The 20,928-nt window shown below is 69.6% G+C and carries 18 protein-coding genes; 13 read left to right on the top strand and 5 right to left on the bottom strand.

Annotation, left to right across the window (positions count from 1 at the left end; translation table 11 throughout):
• Positions 1-245: 245 nt before the first annotated feature.
• The gene (locus A3CQ_RS0111895; protein ID WP_020511159.1) at positions 246-713 is read right to left on the bottom strand and encodes a DUF5318 domain-containing protein; all 468 of its coding nucleotides are present in this window, start codon (positions 711-713) and stop codon (positions 246-248) included.
• A gap of 169 nt (positions 714-882) precedes the next feature.
• Here A3CQ_RS0111895 and A3CQ_RS0111900 point away from each other — a divergent pair, with 169 nt between their 5' ends.
• Positions 883-1,512: a PadR family transcriptional regulator gene (locus tag A3CQ_RS0111900; protein WP_020511160.1), complete on the top strand. Its 630-nt coding sequence runs from the start codon at positions 883-885 to the stop codon at positions 1,510-1,512.
• A gap of 23 nt (positions 1,513-1,535) precedes the next feature.
• Positions 1,536-2,615, top strand: a complete 1,080-nt coding sequence (locus A3CQ_RS0111905; protein WP_026205609.1) for an inositol-3-phosphate synthase — start codon at positions 1,536-1,538, stop codon at positions 2,613-2,615.
• Positions 2,616-2,718: 103 nt separating this feature from the next.
• Here the strand turns inward: A3CQ_RS0111905 and A3CQ_RS0111910 are convergent, their stop codons facing one another.
• Positions 2,719-3,174, bottom strand: a complete 456-nt coding sequence (locus tag A3CQ_RS0111910; protein WP_020511162.1) for a methylated-DNA--[protein]-cysteine S-methyltransferase — start codon at positions 3,172-3,174, stop codon at positions 2,719-2,721.
• Positions 3,175-3,214: 40 nt separating this feature from the next.
• Positions 3,215-4,645, bottom strand: coding sequence for a CCA tRNA nucleotidyltransferase (locus A3CQ_RS0111915; protein WP_020511163.1), 1,431 nt, complete (start codon positions 4,643-4,645; stop codon positions 3,215-3,217).
• Between the two features lie 103 nt (positions 4,646-4,748).
• On the opposite strand from A3CQ_RS0111915, the gene A3CQ_RS0111920 reads away from it, so the two are divergent.
• The 8 genes from A3CQ_RS0111920 (at position 4,749) to A3CQ_RS0111955 (ending at position 13,542) form a co-directional block, all read left to right on the top strand.
• Positions 4,749-5,630 carry a hypothetical protein gene (locus A3CQ_RS0111920; protein ID WP_026205610.1) on the top strand — a complete coding sequence of 294 codons (882 nt, stop codon included), beginning with the start codon at positions 4,749-4,751 and terminating at the stop codon, positions 5,628-5,630.
• A 49-nt stretch (positions 5,631-5,679) separates the two neighbouring features.
• Complete coding sequence (murJ, locus tag A3CQ_RS0111925; protein ID WP_020511165.1) at positions 5,680-7,428, top strand: murein biosynthesis integral membrane protein MurJ; 1,749 nt, start codon at positions 5,680-5,682, stop codon at positions 7,426-7,428.
• 191 nt (positions 7,429-7,619) lie between these two features.
• The gene (locus A3CQ_RS0111930; protein WP_020511166.1) at positions 7,620-9,161 is read left to right on the top strand and encodes a protein kinase family protein; all 1,542 of its coding nucleotides are present in this window, start codon (positions 7,620-7,622) and stop codon (positions 9,159-9,161) included.
• A gap of 57 nt (positions 9,162-9,218) precedes the next feature.
• Positions 9,219-9,911, top strand: coding sequence for an RNA polymerase sigma factor SigM (sigM, locus tag A3CQ_RS52465; RefSeq protein WP_020511167.1), 693 nt, complete (start codon positions 9,219-9,221; stop codon positions 9,909-9,911).
• Positions 9,908-10,807, top strand: a complete 900-nt coding sequence (locus tag A3CQ_RS0111940) for an RsmA family anti-sigma factor (RefSeq protein WP_020511168.1) — start codon at positions 9,908-9,910, stop codon at positions 10,805-10,807. Before sigM ends, A3CQ_RS0111940 begins: the two co-directional genes overlap by 4 nt.
• A 124-nt stretch (positions 10,808-10,931) precedes the next feature.
• Complete coding sequence (gene trxB / locus A3CQ_RS0111945; RefSeq protein WP_020511169.1) at positions 10,932-11,891, top strand: thioredoxin-disulfide reductase; 960 nt, start codon at positions 10,932-10,934, stop codon at positions 11,889-11,891.
• Between the two features lie 33 nt (positions 11,892-11,924).
• Positions 11,925-12,248, top strand: a complete 324-nt coding sequence (trxA, locus tag A3CQ_RS0111950) for a thioredoxin (RefSeq protein ID WP_020511170.1) — start codon at positions 11,925-11,927, stop codon at positions 12,246-12,248.
• A 142-nt stretch (positions 12,249-12,390) separates the two neighbouring features.
• Positions 12,391-13,542 carry an N-acetylmuramoyl-L-alanine amidase gene (locus tag A3CQ_RS0111955; protein ID WP_020511171.1) on the top strand — a complete coding sequence of 384 codons (1,152 nt, stop codon included), beginning with the start codon at positions 12,391-12,393 and terminating at the stop codon, positions 13,540-13,542.
• On the opposite strand, the gene A3CQ_RS0111960 is transcribed toward A3CQ_RS0111955, so the two are convergent.
• Positions 13,539-14,207: a GNAT family N-acetyltransferase gene (locus tag A3CQ_RS0111960; RefSeq protein WP_020511172.1), complete on the bottom strand. Its 669-nt coding sequence runs from the start codon at positions 14,205-14,207 to the stop codon at positions 13,539-13,541. The genes A3CQ_RS0111955 and A3CQ_RS0111960 overlap by 4 nt on opposite strands.
• Positions 14,208-14,395: 188 nt before the next feature.
• On the opposite strand from A3CQ_RS0111960, the gene A3CQ_RS0111965 reads away from it, so the two are divergent.
• The 3 genes from A3CQ_RS0111965 to A3CQ_RS0111975 all read left to right on the top strand — a co-directional run bounded on the left by A3CQ_RS0111965 (position 14,396) and on the right by A3CQ_RS0111975 (position 17,201).
• The gene (locus A3CQ_RS0111965) at positions 14,396-15,706 is read left to right on the top strand and encodes an aminotransferase-like domain-containing protein (RefSeq protein ID WP_026205611.1); all 1,311 of its coding nucleotides are present in this window, start codon (positions 14,396-14,398) and stop codon (positions 15,704-15,706) included.
• On the top strand, positions 15,703-16,671 hold the full coding sequence (locus A3CQ_RS0111970) for a D-alanine--D-alanine ligase family protein (RefSeq protein WP_026205612.1): 969 nt from the start codon (positions 15,703-15,705) through the stop codon (positions 16,669-16,671). The genes A3CQ_RS0111965 and A3CQ_RS0111970 overlap by 4 nt, the downstream gene beginning before the upstream one ends.
• A 107-nt stretch (positions 16,672-16,778) precedes the next feature.
• Complete coding sequence (locus A3CQ_RS0111975) at positions 16,779-17,201, top strand: TOBE domain-containing protein (protein ID WP_020511175.1); 423 nt, start codon at positions 16,779-16,781, stop codon at positions 17,199-17,201.
• Between the two features lie 121 nt (positions 17,202-17,322).
• Here the strand turns inward: A3CQ_RS0111975 and A3CQ_RS0111980 are convergent, their stop codons facing one another.
• Complete coding sequence (locus A3CQ_RS0111980) at positions 17,323-18,123, bottom strand: hypothetical protein (protein ID WP_245577194.1); 801 nt, start codon at positions 18,121-18,123, stop codon at positions 17,323-17,325.
• Positions 18,124-20,928: the final 2,805 nt, after the last annotated feature.

Here is a 20,928-nt window from a genome sequence, read left to right on the forward strand (position 1 = left end):
GACCCGGGCACGCTGGCCCGGGCACGCGGAGACTGCGGTTCGCCGTACGAGTTCATGCGGTCACACCTCGGTCACGGCGACGCACGCCGAGAGAGCCCTGGAGGGGCTCCCGCCGGCGACGCCACGCGCGGACGATTTGGGCTGCATCCCGGCAGCCGCCGTGTCGGATGTCTTCGATGACCGATTGCGGCGCTGGATGCCCGAGTCGGTCGGGGTTGTCCCTACGGTAACGAGATCGAGCCACCTCATCGGCGACCCTCCCGGCGTTGCGATGACAACCCAGTTTCGCGGTGGCGGCCCGCGGCGGCCGAGGCTACGGCCTCGACCTGATCAAGCTCGTCGGCGGTCAGCGCGTCGCGACCCAGCACGTACTGCTGGGCCAGGTGATTCCACGCGCAGGAGCGGCACACCTCCACGACGAACACCTGAAACTCACGCAGAGTCATCGCCAGGACGGGGAGCTCGGCCAGCTTACGGGCCTGCCCGGCGGAGTGCTTGAGTTCATCGCCGTAGATGTAATGCACGAGGGTGAGATTGTCGCGGCGGCAGACCGGACAGCGCTCGTCGGTCGGCTCGCCGTGGAACCGAGCTGCGTTTTTCAGGTACGGAGAGGCATCACAGACCTCAAGCGTCCCGACGCGGCCGTTGTGCACGTCACGCAGCACTGCTCGCTTCTGTAGCGAGTAGTCGACGACCTGCCGCTGCGTGCGCATGGCGAAGAGAGTACGCGGTCCTCGCGCGCGCGGCGACAGCCATCACTCAGCGTGGCGTGGCCGTTGCGTAACCAGCACCACTTTCCGTTCGTCTTGCGTCCATCCGACGGTAGATCTACGGTAGCGATGTATCGGGCCGATACATCGGGGTACGAGGAGGGGGTGGCCAATGTTGGAGTTGGCAATCCTCGGTCTGCTTCAGGAGACCCCGATGCACGGTTACGAGCTCCGCAAGGAACTGGTCACCAAGCTGGGCACATTCCGCGCGGCGATCAGCTACGGCACGCTGTACCCGACTCTCAAGCGACTCCAGACCGCCGGCTGGATCACGGAGTCGGAGTCGGATCCGTCGATGATCCCTCCGATGACCAGCAAACGTGGCCGGGTTGTCTACAAGATCACTGCGGAGGGCAAAGAGCGCTTCGCCGACATGCTCGCGCAGGCCGGCCCGGAGACGTACGACGACGCCGGCTTCGGGGTGCACTTCGCCTTCTTCTCCCGCACCGACCGGGCGACCCGCCTGCGCATCCTCGAGGGCCGCCGCCGGCGGATCGAGGAACGCCGCGAGGGCTTGCGCGAGGTGCTCTCCCGGGCCGGTGAACGGCTCGACGCCTACACGCTTGAACTGCAACGCCACGGACTCGACGCCTGCGAGCGCGAGGTCCGGTGGCTGGAGGAGCTCATCACCAACGAGCGCTCCGGCCGCGCGCCGGCGACCCCCGGCTCTCTAGACCTCCCCGCCGACCCGGCTGGGGACGCACCCCCCGTATCCCCGCGTCCGCACGAGGACCGGCCGTGATGAACAACAAGGAGGCAAACGCGATGGGCTCCGTACGCGTCGCCATCGTCGGTGTGGGTAACTGCGCCTCGTCCCTGGTACAGGGCGTGGAGTACTACAAGGACGCCGACCCGAACGACCGCGTCCCGGGTCTCATGCACGTGACCTTCGGCGACTACCACGTTTCCGACGTGCAGTTCGTCGCGGCGTTCGATGTGGACGCCAAGAAGGTCGGCATGGACCTGGCCGAGGCGATCGTCGCCAGCGAGAACAACACGATCAAGCTGACCGACGTGCCCCCCACTGGCATCACCGTCCAGCGTGGACCGACCTTCGACGGTCTGGGCACCTACTACCGCGAGATCATCGAGGAATCGTCCGTCGAGCCGGTCGACGTGGTGCAGGCGCTGCGCGACGCGCAGGTCGACGTGGTCGTCTCGTACCTGCCGGTGGGATCCGAGCAGGCCGACAAGTTCTACGCCCAGGCCGCGATCGACGCGGGCTGCGCCTTCGTCAACGCGCTGCCCGTCTTCATCGCCTCGAACCCCGAGTGGGCGCAGAAGTTCACCGACGCCGGCCTCCCGATCGTCGGCGACGACATCAAGAGCCAGGTCGGCGCGACGATCGTGCACCGTGCGCTCGCCAAGCTGTTCGAGGACCGCGGCGTCGAGCTGCTGCGCACGTACCAGCTCAACTTCGGCGGCAACATGGACTTCATGAACATGCTGGAGCGCAACCGCCTGGTCTCCAAGAAGATCTCGAAGACCCAGTCGGTCACCAGCCAGATCCCGCACGAGATGGTCAAGAGCGACGTGCACATCGGCCCGTCCGACCACGTGCCGTGGCTCGACGACCGCAAGTGGGCCTACATCCGCCTGGAGGGCCGCTCCTTCGGTGACACCCCGCTGAACGCCGAGCTCAAGCTCGAGGTGTGGGACTCCCCGAACTCGGCCGGCGTCATCATCGACGCCGTCCGCGCCGCGAAGATCGCCAAGGACCGCGGAATCGGCGGCCCGATCCTCTCGGCGTCCTCCTACTTCATGAAGTCCCCGCCGGTCCAGTACAACGACCACGACGCGAAGGAGTCCGTCGAGGCCTTCATCCGCGGCGAGATCGAGCGCTAAACCCGCGATCACCGATCAAGGCCGGGCCGCCGAGGCGACCCGGCCTTCGTCGTTTCCTCATGCGGTGCGGAGGAGACGTCATGCGGCACGGAGGAGGCACTGGTCAGCCCCAGGCGCGGGCGAGCGCGACCCTGGCCTCCAGCTCCAGCAGCTTCCGTTTGCGGTCGAGGCCGCCGCCGAAGCCGACCATCTTGCCGCCGGCGCCGACGACTCGGTGGCAGGGGACGATGACGGGCACGGGGTTGTGGTTGCAGGCGGTGCCGACCGCGCGGGCGGCGGCCGGGTCGCCGAGGGCGGTGGCGATCGCGCCGTACGTCGTCATCTCGCCGTACGGAATCTTGGCGATCTCGGCCCAGACGGCGCGCTCGAACTCGGAGCCGCCGCGCAGCTCGAAGGGGACCGTGAAGTCGGTGAGCTCGCCGGCGAAGTAGGACGTCAGCTGGGTGGTGGCCGGGTGCGCCGCGGACGGGCCGGGGCGGGCGCCGAAGCGCACGCCGATCACGGTGTCACCCGCAACGGAGACGCCGAGCGGGCCGATGGGCGAATCGACGACGAACATGCCCCCGATTCTGCCCCGGGGGTATGACAAGAACGACTCGTCAGGCGACGTGCCCCTGGTCGCGGGCCCATTTGAACAGCTCGGCCTCGGCCTCGTCCCGCGACAGCGGCCCCCGGTCGAGCCGCAGCTCCTTCAGGTACCGCCACGCCTGCCCGACGATCGGGCCGGGCGGCACGCCGAGCAGCTCCATGATGGCGTTGCCGTCCAGGTCGGGGCGGACCCGGGCCAGGTCTTCCTCCGCCTGCAGCCGGGTGATCCGCTCCTCGAGCGCGTCGTAGTCGGCGGCCAGGTTCGCCGCCTTGCGCCGGTTGCGGGTCGTGACATCTGAGCGGGTGAGCTTGTGCAGCCGGTCGAGCAGCGGGCCGGCGTCGGTCACGTAGCGGCGCACCGCCGAGTCGGTCCACTCGCCGCGGCCGTACCCGTAGAAGCGCAGATGCAGCGCGACCAGCTCGACCACGTCGGAGATGACGTCCTTGGGGTACTTCAAGGCCTTCATCCGCTGTTTGGTGAGCCGCGCACCGACGATCTCGTGGTGGTGGAAGCTGACCCGGCCGTCGCGACCGACCGCCTTCGTGGCCGGCTTGCCGACGTCGTGCATCAGCGACGCCATCCGCAACACGAAGTCGGGCCCCGAGGAACCCTCGAGGCGGATCGCGTTCTGCACGACGATCAGCGTGTGCTCGTAGACGTCCTTGTGCTGGGCGTGCTCGTCGATCTCGAGCTTGAGCCCGGAGATCTCGGGCAGGAACCGGTCGGCCACCTTAGTGTCGACGAGCAGCCGCAGCCCGCCGATCGGGTCGGCGGAGCACATCAGCTTGGTGAACTCGTCGCGGATCCGCTCGGCGGTGATGCGGTCGAGATCGGCGGCCATGTCCCGCATCGCCGAAACGACCGGTTCGTCCACGGTAAAACGTAGCTTCGCGGCAAAGCGGGCAGCGCGCAGCATCCGAAGTGGATCATCGCCGAACGAGACCGCGGGCGCGGCCGGCGTGCGGATCACCCGCGCCGCCAGATCGGCGAGTCCGCCGTACGGATCGGTGAAGACGTGCCCGGGCAGCGACACGGCCATCGCGTTGATCGTGAAGTCGCGCCGTTCAAGATCCTCGAGCAGAGATTTCCCATACCGTACGACCGGATTGCGGGTGACGCCGTCGTAGGCCTCCGCCCGGAATGTTGTGATCTCCAGCCGCACACCGTTCTTCTGCAGGCCGATGGTGCCGAACTCGCGCCCGGTCTCCCAGATCGCGTCCGCCCAGCCCTGCACGACCGCGAGCGTCTGCTCGGGCGTCGCGTCGGTGCAGAAGTCGAGATCGTCACCGAGCGCGCCGAGCAGCGCGTCCCGCACTGATCCGCCGACCAGGTGCAACTCATGGCCGGCCACGCCGAACCGGCGCCCCAGCTCGTCCGCGAGGGGAGACACTCGGAGCAGCTCGGCGACGGCCTTGCGCTGGGCAGCATTCAGAACAGACATGGGTTTACCAGCTTATCGGCCTTCAGTCCGATCATGGGCGGCGGGCGGGGTGGTTGGATGGAGGTAGGTGGTACACGGCTAAATCAGCGGGCAGTATGAACGCGTGCCCGTTTCCGAGGCGCTACGTCGCCTGAGCGAGGATCCAGGGTTCTGGACGGGCGAGAGCGTGACCCCCGATGCCCCCGACCCACACGAACTGCGGGTGACCTTCCCCGTCACCGGCGGCTACGCGCTGGTACTCGATCTCGATCTGGCCGCCGGCGAGCGCACGCTGGGCCTGCGCGTCCCGGCCCACTCGGAGCCGATCCAGCTGGCCTGGGCACCCGCCGCCGGTCCCTGGCCCGCCGCCCTGCGCTGGTGGGAGCTCGACGTGTGCGCCCGGGTGATCGCCCTGGAAGACCCGACCCTGCCCCATCCGGGCCTGGTCGTCGCGCTGCTGTCGCCGTTCGCGCCGGCCACCGCGGACGACGACGAGACCACGGTCGCCGCGATGCGCGAGGCCGCGTACCGATCTCTGCGCCGCGACGTGCCGCCCGCCGAGCCGCACGGTCCCGAGCAGGCTCCGCTGCCGCTGTTCGCCGGCGACGCCTGGTGGCCGTCTCCGCCCGCGGCTTCGCCGCAGGTCCTCGACGAGGCCGCGATCGCCGAGCTCTCCCGTCCACCCACTCGCTTTTCAGAGGTACGAGGTGGGTCACGCTTCCCGGGCGAGAGCCTTGCCGATCTCGTACGCCGGGCGTCGGCGCACCTGGATCGCCTGCCGCGACAGTCCTGGTATGCCGGCACGCGCCCGCTCGCCCGGCACATCCTCGACACCGGTGACCTGGCACCCATTCCCGCACTGCTAGGGGCGCTCACCGAGGCCGGCTGCGATCATCCGACGGTGCTCGACGCGCTGAGCGAACCACTGGTCCCGGTCGAGGCATGCTGGATGGTCGAAACCCTGGCCGGCGCCGAGCCGGGTACCCTCCTGCGCCGCCGGGTATGACGTACCCCTTTATGGTGACAACAATGTTCGGACAAGTCGGGAGGCACGGGTGAGCGGCGGCCTGTACCGCAGCGCGCACGCCACGCCGGACGGCGTGCGCCCGGCCGCCGAGGACGGTGTCACGCTGATCTCGGTGGACTCCGGGATCACAGGCCAGGAGCAGGCACTGCCACCGGAAGAGATCTCGGCCGGCGACGGCGGCACGGCCGGCAACAGCGCGATCATGGCGGCCGGCAGCCTGGTCAGCCGGATGATCGGCTTCGTCCGGAACGCGCTGATCGGCATCACGCTCGGCGCCGGTATCGGCGACGCGTACACGAGCGCCCAGTTCCTGCCGGGCCAGATCTACGAGCTGCTGCTCGGCGGCATCCTCTCCAGCGTGCTCATCCCGCTGCTGGTGCGGCGGCGCAAGAGCGACCCGGACGGTGGACTCGAGTTCACCCGGAAGCTGCTCACCTTCGCGGTCGTGTCGCTCGGCATCGCGACGCTCCTGGTCGTGGCGGCCGCCCCGCTCATCACCGCGATCCAGGCGAGCAGCGACAACACCGACAACTACAAGAACCTGGTCACGCACTTCGCGTACCTGATCCTGCCGATCATCTTCTTCACCGGCCTGTCCGCGCTGATCGGCGCGGTGCTCAACGTGCGCGGCCACTTCGCGGCTCCGACCTGGGCGCCGATCCTGAACAACCTCGTGGTGATCGCCACCTGCGGCGTGTTCATCATGGTGTTCAGCAAGGACGACCTGACCGTCGACAACATCAGCAGCGGCGCGATCCTGCTGATGGGCCTCGGCACCCTGCTCGGCATGGTCGTGCAGGCGCTGGGCCTGCTGCCGGCGCTGCGCAAGGTCGGTTTCACCTGGAAGTGGCGCTGGGACCCGCGCTCGCTGGGCCTCGGCGAGATCGGCAAGCTGGCCGGCTGGATGCTCTGCTACGTCGCCGCGAACCAAATCGCGATCTTCGTGGTGGTGCGCATCCTCAACCGGGTGGCCGGCAAGGACAGCGCCAGCGTGCTGGCCTTCAACAACGTCTTCCTGCTGACGATGATGGCGCACGGCATCATCGGCGTCTCGGTGATGACCGCGCTGCTGCCGAAGATGAGCGCGGCCGCCGCCGATGGCCGGTACGGCGAGGTCAGCGCCGACCTGAGCCGCGGCATCCGCCTCACCGCCACCGCCCTGGCCCCGATCGCGGTCGTCTACGGCGTCCTGGCCGCCCCGATCTCGGTGATGCTCTTCCAGGGTGGCAAGTACACGAACGCCAACGCCCTCCAGACCGGCACCGTGCTCGCGGTGGCCGCGTTCGCCGTCATCCCGCTGTCGATCAGCTACCTGTGCACCTACGCCTTCTACTCCCTCCAGGGGAACAAGACGGCCGCGCTGATCAACCTGCCGGTGGTCGCCGTGCGGATCGGCGCCTACCTCGTCTTCGCCGCGGTGCTGAGCAGTTCGCGCTCGGCGGCGGGAATGACCGCCGGCAACGCGATCTCCTACCTTGTCTCGGCGCTGATCTCGCTGGCCGTGCTCCGCCGCCGGATCGGCCGGCTCAACCTCGGCTCGGTCGCCGCCGCCCTCGCGAAGGTCGCCGCGGCCGCCGCGATCGCCGCCGTGCTCGGCATCGTCGTGGTGCGTCTGCTGCCCGGAGCGGGCGCGCCGGACGGACGCGGCCAGGCGTTCGTGCAGATCCTCGCGGGCGGCGCGGTCATCCTGCTCGCCTATCTTTTGGCCGCGACTTTGCTGCGGGTGCGAGAAGTGAGCCAGGTGGTGGGCATGGTGCGTCGCAAGATTGGGCGCTGACCAGCGGAAATTCCGCTGTTGCGTCCGATCGCCGGGCCGAACGGCCGGTCAATTCGAGGTGCCGCGCCGGGGGGACGACCTGCCGTACGGTGGCCGGGGGCGGGTATGGTCAGTGTCGGCATGTGCTCAGCGCACGTCGTCAGTTGCACCCAGCGCGCCCTCAGCGCGCGTGGAGCACCGAGGGAGGACGGGTGACCCAGGTCGGCGAAGGCCACGAGACGTCGGCCGATGCGGACGGACCGGTCATGACCTTCGGTGCACCCACCGTCGGTGAGATCCTGGCCGAGCGCTATCAGCTCGAGGAGCATGTCAACGACGACAGCGCGGGCCGCCAGGTCTGGCGCGGCGTCGATGTGATCCTGCGCCGCCCCGTCGCGGTGGTGCTGCGTTACCCCGGCGGTGACTCCGCCACCGAGATGCTGCAGGCCGCGGTCGACGCGAGCCGCGTGATCCACCCCAACCTGGTCGGCGTCTACGACGCGATCGACGAGGCCACCCGGGCGTACGTGGTGCGCGAGTGGGTCGACGGCGAGTCGCTGCGCGAGATGGTCAGCCAGGAGGGCCCGCTCGACCCGGCCCGGGCCACCACCATCGCCCACGCGATCGCGGACGCGCTGGCCGCCGTGCACGCCACCGGCATGGTCCACGGCAATGTGCACCCCGGCACGACGTTGATCGCCGACGACGGCCGTGTGGTGCTGGCCGACGCGCGAGCCGACTCGGCCGATAGCACCGAGAAGGACATCCGCTCGGTCGGTGGCCTTCTTTACTACTCGCTGACCGCGCACTGGCCGCACACCGAGGTGGGTCGCTCAGCGATCCCCGACGCCGTCCGTGACGGCTCCGGCAACCCGGCCGCCCCGCGGCAGATCCGCGCCGGCGTCCCGGCGTACCTCGACGATCTGACGATGGACCTGCTCGACAAGCGGGTCCAGGCCCCACAGGCCGACGCGCTCGCGGCCGAGCTGGCACGCCTCGACGCCGCGGCCGACGACGACTACGAGGACGTCGGCCCGCTCCGGTTCACCCAGAGCAACGCCACGTCCGAGCCGGCGAAGAACAACTCGAAGATCATCGTCGGGGTCGCGGCGCTGGTGGTCATCGCGATCATCGGCCTGGTCTTCGGCATCCGCGCGATCACCAGCTCGAACTCCTCGTCGACCAAGACGACGCAGTCCACGGCCGGCGGCGCACCCAGCGGTGACTCGTCCTCGGCCACCGAGGCGCCCGCGGCCAACCCGAAGAAGATTCCGCTCACCGCGAGCATGGTCCGCATCGTCGACCCGCCCAAGGGCGACCGGATGGACACGGGCCAGGCGGCCAACACGGTCGACAACGACCCCGACACCGCCTGGACGACCCAGCGCTTCAAGCAGCCCAACTTCGGCACCCGCAAGCCCGGCATGGGCGTGCTGATCAACCTCGGCACCCCGCGCAACCTCGCCGAGGTTCGGGTCGAGACGTCCTCGCCCGGCGCGACCATGGACATCCGGTGGGGCACCACCGACCCGGGTGACTCGTCGGCCGGCGACGGCCAGATCATGAAGTCGTACCAGAAGCTCGGCGACGACTCCGAGGGCAAGAGCGACGGCACCAACCGGGTGTTCTCGGTCTTCAACCCCGACCAGAAGTACCAGTACGTGCTGGTCTTCCTGACCCAGCTCCCGCCGGCCGACGACGGCAACGGCGGGTACAAGGTCTCGGTCAACAAGATCGAGGTCTACGGGTACTGATCGGTGACCGGGCCAGTAGGGTCGCGGGCCGGTTCGGGACTTCGATAGCTTGTCACCGTGGATCCGCAGGGTGGCGCGAGCGACGCCGATCTCCTGCGCGCTCACCTCGACGGTGACGCGCAGGCCTTCGCCGTCCTGGTCCGCCGCCACCGCGACCGACTGTGGGCGGTCGCGCTGCGCACGATCGGCGACCGCGAGGAAGCGGCCGACGCGGTACAGGATGCTCTGCTGTCCGCCCATCGCAATGCGGCCCGGTTCCGCGGCGACTCGGCCGTCACCACCTGGCTGCACCGCATCGTGGTGAACGCGTGCCTCGACCGGATCCGGCGGCGCCAGGCCCACCCGACCGTGCCGCTGCCCGACGGCAACCGCACCGACGACCGCCCGTCCGCCCCCGAGCCGGCCGCCCCGGCGCCCGACCACGATGCCGCGCTGATGGTTCGCCAGGCGCTGGCCGCTCTGCCGGCCGAGCAGCGGGCCGCGATCGTGCTGGTCGACGTCCAGGGCTACCCGGTGGCCGAGGCCGCCGAGATCCTCGGCGTGGCCGAGGGCACGATCAAGAGCCGCTGCGCGCGCGGCCGGGCCCGGATGGCGCTGACCCTCGGCGGCCTCCGCGGGGACGCCGGCGATCCTCCGAGTGGGCCTGCTCACGCCCCCGGCGGGAACCAGCAGGCGGCCCAGACCGTCCCATCCGGACCGGCAGCGGAACAACCGCTGCCCGCGTCGGGCGACGGGAGGGACGAGAGGTGACCGGGGCCGAGTTCCGCGGGGTCGACATCGACCTGCTGGCCGACTACATCGGCGGTGCCCTCACCGGCACGCCCGACGAGCCCGTGGTGGCCACTCTCATCGCTGACGACCCCGCCTGGCGGGCCGCCTACGAGTCGCTCAGCGGCGGCATGGCGGCCGTCGCGACCGAGCTCGGCCGGTTCGAGCCCGAGCCGATGCCGGCCGAGGTGGCGGCCCGGCTCGAGGCGGCGCTCACCACCCCCGCCCCGCGACTGACGCTCGTCCCCGATTCCGGCGACGGTGCTCCCCCCGTACGGGAAGAAAAAACGACGCGGCGTGAGCGCGGCAGGCGGTTGCGATGGGTCACTCCGATCGCGATCGCGGCCGGCGCCGTGGCGTTTGTCGGATTCGGCCTCGACTACCTCTCCGGACGCGACGGCAACAGCGCGGACAAGTCCGCCTCCAGCGCCGCCGGCGAGGCACAGGCCCGCCGCCCGGACTCCGGGCAGGCGCCCGCGATCGCCGGCGCCGAGCCCAAGTCGGACTCCGGCCAGGACTCCGCGCAGTCCCAGTCCGCGACGCCGCAACTGTTGTCGTCCGGCACCGATTACACGCGGGCGACCCTCGCCCAGGCTCCCACACAGGCCCTCTCCGCCCCGGCGCCGTTGGCGACCGCGAGCAAGTTCGGCAGGCTGAGCAGCACGGACACTCTGCGGCAGTGCCTCGACATGATCGCCTTGGCGAACGGCGCCGGCCCGATCACGGCGGAGTCGGTGGATTACGCCCGGTTCGAGGGAAAGCCCGCGATCGTGGTGCGTTTCACCGCCGACAACGGCGCCTGGGCCTGGGCGAGCGGCCCGTCCTGCGGCACTTCGAGCGGCGGCGCGGACACTCTGGCCAAGGTCCCGGTACGCTGAGCGACACCCACCGGTGAGGTCGGCCACGACCCGCGCGGACGGGAATGGCGAGTGCCTAGCATGACGTTCTAGCGAGCAGTGTCGCCGGGTTTTCCGGTGCGTTCAAAACGACAGGGAGTCGGCAGTGGACGAGGTCCGCAATCTGATCATCATCGGTTCGGGGCCGTCCGGCTACACCGCGGCGTTGTACGCGGCCCGGGCCAATCTCAAGCCGCTCGTGATCGAGGGCGTTCAGTCCGGCGGCGCGCTGATGACCACCACCGAGGTGGAGAATTTCCCCGGTCACCGCGACGGCATCCTGGGCCCCGATCTCATGGACAACATGCGCGCGCAGGCCGAGAAGTTCGGCGCCGAGTTCCTGACCGACGACGTCACCCGCGTCGAGCTGGGCGACAGGCCCACCGAGGCCGGCACCGAGGGCCTCAAGACGGTCTGGGTCGGCGACAAGGAGTACTGGGCTCGCGCGGTGATCCTGGCCACCGGTTCCGCGTGGCGCCCGATCGGCGTGCCCGGCGAGCAGGAGCTGCTCGGCCACGGCGTCTCGTCCTGTGCGACCTGTGACGGCTTCTTCTTCCGCAACCAGCACATCGTGGTGGTCGGCGGCGGCGACTCCGCGATGGAGGAGGCGACCTTCCTCACCCGCTTCGCCGAGACCGTGACGATCGTGCACCGCCGCGACGCGTTCCGCGCCAGCAAGGTCATGCAGGTACGCGCCCTGAACAACCCGAAGATCAAGGTCGAGTGGGACTCGGTCGTCGAGGAGATCCTCGGTGAGGACGGCAAGGTCAACGGCGTCCGCCTGCGGAACGTCAAGTCCGGCGAGACCAAGGTCCTCGACGTGACCGGCGTGTTCGTGGCGATCGGTCACGACCCGCGCAGCGAGCTGTTCAAGGGTCAGATCGAGCTCGACGACGAGGGCTACGTGAAGGTCGACTCGCCGACGACGCGCACCAACCTCCCCGGCGTGTTCGCCGCCGGCGACCTCGTCGACCACACCTATCGTCAGGCCATCACGGCCTCCGGCACGGGTTGTGCCGCGGCGCTCGACGCCGAGCGTTTCATCGCCTCTTTCGTAGAGCTGTAACCAGAGCTAGCTTTTCTGGCCTAGGAGGTCGAAGTGGGAGCAGGCAAGCCCGTCACCGACGCCACGTTCACGAGCGACGTGCTGCAGTCGGACAAGCCGGTGCTGGTGGACTTCTGGGCGGAGTGGTGCATGCCCTGCAAGAAGGTCGACCCGCTGCTCGGCGAGATCGCCAAGGAGATGGGCGACAAGGTCGAGATCGTCAGCATCAACATCGACGAGAACCCCGAGACCACTCGCGCCTATCGGGTGATGTCGGTGCCGACGCTGACCATCTTCAAGGGCGGCGAGCCGGTCAACTCGGTCACCGGCGCCAAGCCGAAGAGCGCCCTGGTCAACTTCATCGAGTCGGCTCTCTGAGCCGATAGTCACGCCCCGCATCCTTTCGGGTGCGGGGCGTTGCCGTCCCCGCCGGGCTTTCCCACCCGGTGGGTGCTGCGCCCGGGGAGTACGCTCCGAAGTCGTTCTTCCTTTCCCTCGGACCTCATCAAGGGAGTCGCGCGTGCGTTCCATCCGACGTGGAGACAGCGGCCCGGCCGTTGCCGAGATCCGATCCATCCTGGTCGGCCTGGACCTGCTCGACAGCGACACCGCAGCCGACGTCTTCGACGACGCCACGGACACCGCGGTGCGGGCCTTTCAGCAGAGCCGCGGCATCGGCGTGGACGGGCTGGTCGGCGACGAGACGTGGGGCGCTCTGGACGCCGCACGCTGGCGGCTCGGCGCGCGCAGCCTGTTCCACTCGGTGCCCAACGCGCTGGTCGGCGAGGACGTACGGGCGCTGCAGGAACGACTGCTCGAGATGGGGTACGACACCGGCCGCGCCGACTCGATCTACGGCCCGCGCACGGCCCGCGCGGTCGCCCAGTTTCAGCGTGAGGTGGGTCTCACTTCGGACGGGTCGTGCGGCCCGCAGACCGTGAAGGCGATGCGTCGGCTCGGTCGCAAGGTCGTCGGCGGCCGCCCGCAGTGGCTGCGCGAGGCCGAGGCGTTCCGTCAGGCCGGCACCAACCTGATGGGCAAGACGATCGTGATCGACCCGGGTCACGGCGGCGGCGACGATCTCGGCGTGGTCGTGCCCGACGGCCCGCTGCGGTGGAACGAGGCCGACCTCGTCTTCGACCTGGCCGCTCGGCTCGAGGGCCGGCTGGCCGCGGCCGGCATGCGGGTGCACCTGACCCGCGGCCCGCACCCCGCCCAGCCGATGAGCGGGGCCGAGCGGGCCACGCTGGCCAACAGCCTCGGCGCCGACCTGCTGATCTCGCTGCACCTGGACGGGCACGACAACGACGCCGCGCACGGTGTGGCGACGTACCACTACGGCACCGGCAACGGGCTCAGCTCGACCGTCGGCGAGCGCCTGGCCAACCTCGTGCAGCGCGAGATCGTCGTACGCACCGGCATGCGTGACTGCCGCATCCACTCGAAGACGTGGGAGCTGCTCCGCCTGACCCGGATGCCGGCCGTGCGGGTGGATCTGGGTTACCTGACGTCGCCGATCGACCGCGACCGGCTGATCAACCCGTTGTTCCGCGAGCAGATCGTCGAGGCGATCCTGGCCGCCGTGCAGCGCATGTACTACCCAGTCGAGATCGACGTGCCCACCGGCTCGATCGACGTGCGCCAGCTGCGTGTGGCGCTGGCCAAGAACTAGTTTTCGGCGCTCCGGGTCGCGGTCGCCGGGCGCACCGGCCGCAGCAGCGTCTCGGGGCTCATCGAGCCGAGGAGCTTCTCGAGGGCGTACTCGACGTCGGACTTCCACGACAGGGCCGTACGGAGCTCGAGGCGCAGGCGGGGGTACCGCGGATGCGGACGAACCGTCTTGAAGCCGACGGAGAGGAAGAAATCGACCGGGGCCACGCATCCGGCCTGTTTCTCGTCGTCGGCCTCGCCGAACTTCGCGTCGCCGAACGACTCGATCGCCTTGACGCCGCGCTTGGTGAGGTCGCGCGCCACGCCCTGGACCAGCATGCGGCCCAGGCCACCGCCGGCGAAGGCGGCCACCACGTGCGCGGTCATCAGCAGGGCGGCGTCGGCGCTCACCGGCGAGGTGGGAAATGCCATCGATCGGGGGACGTAGGCCGGCGGCGCGTACATGACGAAACCGGCCGGCATGCCGTCGACGTAGGCGAGCTTGCCGCAGGAGCCCCACTCGAGCAGCGTCTGCGACACCCACGCCTCTTTCTCGAGGCCGGGGTCGCCGGAGGCGCAGGCCCGCTCGGCGGCGACCGGGTCGAGCTCCCAGTAGACGCACTGCCGGCAGGGACGGGGGAGGTCCTCGAGGGTGTCCAGCGTGAGATTGACCAGGCGTCGCGACACTGAGAAACCCCCCTCTCGGGCCGGCGGTCAACACGCGCCCAGCCCTCTGCCCCGCGCAGGATCCTACGCCGCAAAACCCATGAACGGGACCAGGTCGGGCATCCACCCGGTTAACCGAGGGTCATTCGTGCGACCGCCGACTAGCATTTGTGCTTCCGGCCGTGTTCAACGTGCGTGAGGAGAGCCGCATGACCGGCACCACCCAGGACGATTACACCGATGTGTACGCGCGACGCGTGCGCGGGATGACGACTTCCGAGATCCGCGCGCTGTTCGCCGTCGCCAGCCGTCCCGAGGTGGTGTCGCTCGCCGGCGGCTCCCCGTACATCGCAGCCCTCCCCCTCGACGCCGTCGGCGAGATGCTCGGCGCCCTCGCGGCCGAGCAGGGCGCCGTGAGCCTGCAGTACGGCATCGGCCAGGGCACGATCGACCTGCGCGAGCGCATCTGCGAGGTGATGGCGCTCTCCGGCATCCACGGCGCGTCCCCCGACGACGTGGTGGTGACCGTCGGCGGTCAGCAGGCGATCGACCTGCTCGCCCGCCTCTTCCTGGACCCGGGCGACGTGGTGCTCGCCGAGGGGCCGAGCTACGTCGGCGCACTCGGGGTCTTCCAGGCTGCCCAGGCCCAGGTCCACCACGTCGCCATGGACGACGACGGGCTGATCCCGGCGGCGCTCGAGGAGGCTCTGGTCGCCGTGGAGCGCTCCGGCCGGCGCGCGAAGTTCCTGTACACGATCCCGACCTTCCAGAACCCGGCCGGCGTGACGCTCTCCGAGGAACGGCGCGAGCAGATCCTCGACATCTGCGAGCGGGCCGGACTCCTGGTGGTGGAGGACGACCCGTACAGCATGTTGTCGTTCGAGGGTGACGCCCCGCTGCCGCTGCGGGCCCGCCGGCGGGACGGTGTCTTCTACGTCAGCACGTTCTCCAAGACGTTCGCCCCGGGCCTGCGCGTGGGCTGGATCCTCGCCCCGCACGCCGTACGGGAAAAACTCGTGATGATGAGCGAGGCGAACGTGTTGTGTCCGAGCGCGTTCGCCCAGGGCGCCGTGACGCAGTACCTGACGACCATGCCGTGGCGCGAGCAGATCAAGTCGTACCGGGAGATCTACCGGGAGCGGCGGGACGTTCTGCTCAACGCGCTGCGTGACCTGATGCCGGCCGGCACGAGCTGGACGAACCCGACCGGGGGTCTGTTCGTCTGGGCGACGCTCCCCGAGGGCCTCGACTCCAAGGCGATGATGCCGCGCGCCATCGCGGCCCGCGTCGCCTATGTCCCCGGCACGGGTTTCTACGCGGACGGCACCGGCACGAGCAACATGCGCCTCAATTTCTCGTACGCGTCGCCGGAACGTCTCCGCGAGGGGGTGCGCCGCCTCGCCGGCGTGATGGAGCAGGAGCTCGCGATGCGGGCCGTCTTCGGTCCGGCCGCGACCGCCCACCACCACCGGCGCCGTGGTGCGGCCGCCGCCGACGCCCCCGGGCCCGACTTGGCATGATCACTCCCATGGCTTCAGGTGACGATGTGCGCGTGATGGTTCTGGCCGGCGGTCTCTCCTACGAGAGGGACGTCTCGCTGCGCTCCGGCCGCCGTGTTCTCGACGCGCTGCGTGCGGTCGGTGTGCACGCCGAGATGCACGACGCCGACGTCTCGCTGCTGCCCGCCCTGCAGGAGGACCCGCCCGACGCGGTGGTGATCGCCCTGCACGGCGCGACCGGCGAGGACGGGTCGCTGCGCGGGGTGCTCGACCTGTGCGGAGTGCCCTATGTGGGCTGTGACGCGCGGGCGTCGCGGCTGGCCTGGGACAAGCCGTCGGCCAAGTCGATGCTGCGCGAGGCCGGCATCCCGACGCCGGACTGGGTGGCGCTGCCGCACGACCGGTTCTCCGAGCTGGGCGCGGTGGCGGTGCTCGACCGGATCGTCGACCGGCTCGGGGTGCCGCTGATGGTCAAGCCGGCGCAGGGCGGTTCGGGGCTGGGCGCCGCGGTGGTCCGGGAAGACGTCGACCTTCCGGCCGCGATGGTGGGTTGTTTCGCGTACGACTCGACGGCGCTGGTCGAGAAGTTCGTGCCGGGCAAGGACGTGGCGGTGTCCATTGTCGACCTCGGCTCGGGGCCGCAGGCGCTGCCGATCGTCGAGATCGTTCCGCGCGACGGGGTATACGACTACGCGGCCCGCTACACGGCGGGTCTGACGACGTGGCACACGCCGGCCCGGCTCGACGACGAGACGGCGGCACGGGTGTCGGAGACGGCGCTGGCGGCACACAAGGCGCTGGGCCTGCGCGATCTGTCCCGTGTGGACTTGATCGTGACGGAGGACGGTTCGCCGCAGGTGCTCGGGATCAACGTGTCGCCGGGGATGACCGAGACGTCGTTGCTGCCGCTGGCGGTGCAGGCGGCCGGCCTCGACCTGGGGCAGATCCTGGCGGCGCTGGTTTCACGGGCGGTCGCTCGCTCCTGATCTCCCCGTCCTGGTGGTGGCTCGGTTTCCTCGGCGTGGCCGGCGGGATTGCTCAGTAACGTGTAAAGGGTTGGTTACCCGTCGTTCGCACACGTTGAGAGGCAATCATGCGACTGAGCATTCGCAACCAGCTCCCGGGCACCGTGGTCTCCGTGGCGTCCGGGGGTGCGATGAGCACGGTGAAGGTGCGGCTGGCCGGTGGGCAGGAGATCACGTCGGCCATCACGGCCGAGTCGGAGCGAGATCTGGGGCTGGCCGAGGGTATGGCGGTACGGGCCCTGGTGAAGTCGACGGAGGTCTCGGTGGCCACCGGGCTGGTGAACGACATGAGCATTCGCAATCGGATGGCGGGGGTCGTCAGCAGCATCGATCACGGCACGGTGATGAGCACTGTGAAGATCGCTCTGCCGTCCGGGGAGCTGCTTACGGCGGCCATCACGCGGGACGCGGCTGACGATCTCAAGCTTGGTAGCGGGTCCGAGGTTACGGCGCTGGTGAAGTCGACGGAGGTCAGCCTGGCGGTGGACTGAGGGGCGTTTGCGGTGGCCGGGTGCGCTCTTGGGCTCAGGGCTGGGACCCCGCAGAGCCCCGCAGGCAAGGGGCAGGCATCGTGCGGTTGGGGCGGTCCTCGCCTCGTACGTCTGCTGGGTCTTAGGTTGTTGCTTGGGGTTGTACGGCGGGGTAGTTCAGGTTGCCGTTGTCCGCGGTTATGGAGGGGCTGGGCTTTGTCGCGGTCTCGGGCTTCGTCGCGGCGTCGGGCTTCGTTGCGGGCTCGGGCTTGATGGCCTCGGGCTGGATGTCGCCCAGGGTAGCCGGGCGGAGGTCATCAGCGCGGTCTTCGGAGGCGCTCTGGCTGCTGTTGGCCGTCGGTGAATAGGCGATCGTGGAGGGCGCCTCCCACTGGATGTGCGGGGGCTCGGCGATCGCCTGACCGCCGAACTCCGCCAGCCACGCGGCGACCAGGGCGAGGTTTTCGCGCCACTGGGGCTCGGGGATCACGGGGAGGATGTCGTCCCAGAGCGAGAGGAACGTGCCGCGCAACTGGAGGCGGCCGTAGGGGCGGGCCAGGAACCACAGGTGCAGATGGGCGGAGCCGTCACCCCATCGGTTGACATGTACGCGCGCGACGCCGTCCAGGGAGCGGATGGCGCGCTCGAGGCGGACGGTCATGACGCCGAGCTCGGCGGCGAGGAGGTTGGGCAGATCGCCGAGATCGAGGTGTGAGCGGCACTCCAGGATGAGGACCATCGGGAGGCCGGTCGGGCGGTCCATGGCCCGGACTCGCCAGCGTTCGCTGACCCAGATGTAGGCGTCATCGGGGGTATTGCAGGCCACGCAGTCGGCCGCATCTTCACCGCTGCGCGGCGGCTCAACCTCGACTGGGGCGGCCAGCGGCTTGACCCGCATGTCGCCCTCGAACGGGAACGAAGGCCAACGCGTGAAGTCGGGCAGGGGCGCGGTGTTGTGGGGCACGGCGTGACTTTAGCCCAGGCCAGGGCAGCTGTCCCGGGTCAATTTTCAGCCGGCCCCGTAACCGTGCGTCAGCCACCTCATTACCGAGATCAACGTCGATGCCCGTCACGTTCGGTGGGCGGTACCGCACTCCCCAAGTTATCCACAGAAGTTATCCACAGGCCGCCGCGTTTCACGTGAAACGCGACGTCGCAGGCTTGCGCGGCCTGTGGATGAAGCCGTGGACGAGCGCAAGAGCATCGGCCGCGTTTCACGTGAAACGGGGGGTGGTGGTTTCTCAACAGGAGTTGCCCACAGCCTGTGGATAACTCTGGCTGGAAGTCGGGGGATGGCGCGGGGGTGGTCTTTGAGGTGGGCTCGCGTTTGTGGTGAGGGTGGTGAGGTCATTGATCGTCGATGCGCGGCCTGACGTAATTTGGGCCGACCGGTCGTCGCAGCTAGGCACTCGTCGCAGACGGGCGCTCGCCCCGGCCGGTACCCGGTGCAGCCAGCAACTCGTCCTCGGCCTCCGCTCGCCCTCGGCTTCCACTCGCCACCCAGCCGGTCATGGCCCCCAGCCGGTCACTCGCCGCCCAGCCGGTCACTCGCTACCCAGCCGGTCACTCGCCACCCAGCCGGTCACTCGCCACCCAGCCGGTCACTCGTCCCAGCCAGCAACCCGGCCCACTGCGATCGCAGCCCGCGGCCAGCCGAGCCCGCCTCAGCGCCTCGTGAATCTGCCGCCCTCGCCATCAACTCGCCCCCGTGCCCGGGGCAGGACCGGCCTCTTCGCCACGACGGCTCAGCCACGCGACACCCGGTCCCACAGAAGCCCTCGCGCCTGCAGCCACCGCGATCCCAGCGCCCTGCAGTTCCCGGCAGCCTTCGCCAGCGCCTAGACCGCCTTGCCGATCGGCACCTTCGCTGGGCCTCCCGACCACGCTGACGATCTCGCCGGCGTCGCGGCCGCCTCTCCACCTTGAACATCCCCGAATAGTTCCGGCCGTCCGCCCGGCCCTTTCGTCGCTGGGCCGCCTCGGTGGAAGCTCCGGGGCGATCTGTTCGGCGGCCACACCTCAGTGAGTCAGCTGGCGCGAGCCGAGAGGCGACGACGATCTGCGCGTGTCAGCCTTCACGTCGTCGATCACACGCGTCTCGGTGCGCGGTACTCGCGCTCCCGGTCGGTAGCGGCGTTGTCGAAACGACGAACGGGCGCTGTCTGGCACGCTCACTGAGGCGCGTGGCGTAGGCAGGGTCGTGCAGGGATCGCAACCGTGGGCCACATCGGCTACGCGTGGCGAGGTCGGCGGTCTCGTCCCTGGGCGGAGAAGAGGGCGGACTGTGGCCTCTGGCCGCCTGGCCGCCATTTCCATCCAGGCCGTCCCGCGACCTTGCTGGCTCGGCCGCTCGATCCGACCCGCCTTCGAGAAACGAGCCAACGTCGCTTTCAAGGGCGAAGTCTTCGAGGGCGCTGTTCGGGACTCGCTCGGGATCTTGAGTTCGCTTCGTCCGCAGTCGTGGTCGATCTCCAGTTGCCCAGCTTCAGCGTCATCGCCGCTCGACCGCCCCAGGGTTGCTCGAACCATCCACGAGGGAACCTCGGCGGCCCGGTCACGTCGACGTTGTCCTTGACGTCGCCGCGACCGTGCTCGGAAGCACGACTGTCCGCGGACTCCCGACGCCGCCTCCGGGCCACAGTTCCGCTCGCACAGGCCCGTAAGGCGACAGTCGTCTCGCCTGAGCCAGGCCGGCCGATCCCCTGGGCTCACGGCGCGATACAGGTTGGACCCCGCAGACAGACGCGGACCCGAGACGCCGTACGCCGAGAGACTCGCACCGGCCTTACGATCTCGCCCTAGGGTGGCAACACTCGACTGCCATCAGGACTTGGCTTCTCGCATTCGTCTCTCGCCGCTCGCCGCAGTCCCGGGACGTAGCCCAGTTCTCCTCGTCTCGCGAGATCGTCGGCCCACCGGGCACGTGCGTCAGCCGACGCCGGTAGACGGGCTTCGGGCGTCGCGGGAGCGCCGGCTTAGGGCGAAGTCTTCTGGCCGCCTTCGCGCGTCTGGGCCGTTTGTGCCTTTGGCCCTCCGAGCTTCTGGTCCTTCGGGTTTCAGGTCGTTCAAGTGGTTGGTCACCGACGCTCTGGTCCGCGGCCCTTCGACCGCCGGGTGCCTGGATCCGCCCGCCGCTGCCAACTGTGCAGCAGCCGCCGCACGACTTTCAGTCGATTGTTCAGCAGGCGGGCTCAAGTTGGCAGCTGCGCGAAAGACGCCAGCAGTCCGACGCATGACCAGCTCGCCGTAGCCAAGGCCGACAGAACATCTCACAGGCCGATCAACGGCCTCTGAATAGCAACGCAGCCGCTCTCTTGACATCGGGCCGCGACGCGCTTCGGAATCGGCGGCTTTGGCCCGAGGGACTACGGGGACTTGGCGGCGGGCGACTCGCACGTGGAGCTGCCGCACGAGCCGGCCGCTGATGCCCTAGCCGCCACCAACCCTTAGTCCGCCGCAGCCGCCGTCCTCCGAGCTCTCGCCGCCCAGGGCCGTGGCACCGCCGGGCGTGCGGCGGCCGGCGGTCAATGAGTCTGACGGGCCGCGGATCCGCTCCTGAGAGAACTGCCGCGCGTTGATCCCACGGCCGCTCGGAGAGCCTCGACACAAGTCGAGCGTTGGGTCACCTCTTCTCAAACGGCTGACGGCTCAGCTCAAGTGACTGCATGAATGAGTCCGCGTTTCACGTGAAACAGAGGCTCCCGGCTCCCGGCTCCCGGCTCCCGGCTCCCGGCTCCCGGCTCCCGGC

Origin of the sequence: Paractinoplanes globisporus DSM 43857 (assembly GCF_000379645.1) — a bacterium.
Classification (GTDB): Bacteria; Actinomycetota; Actinomycetes; order Mycobacteriales; family Micromonosporaceae; genus Actinoplanes; species Actinoplanes globisporus.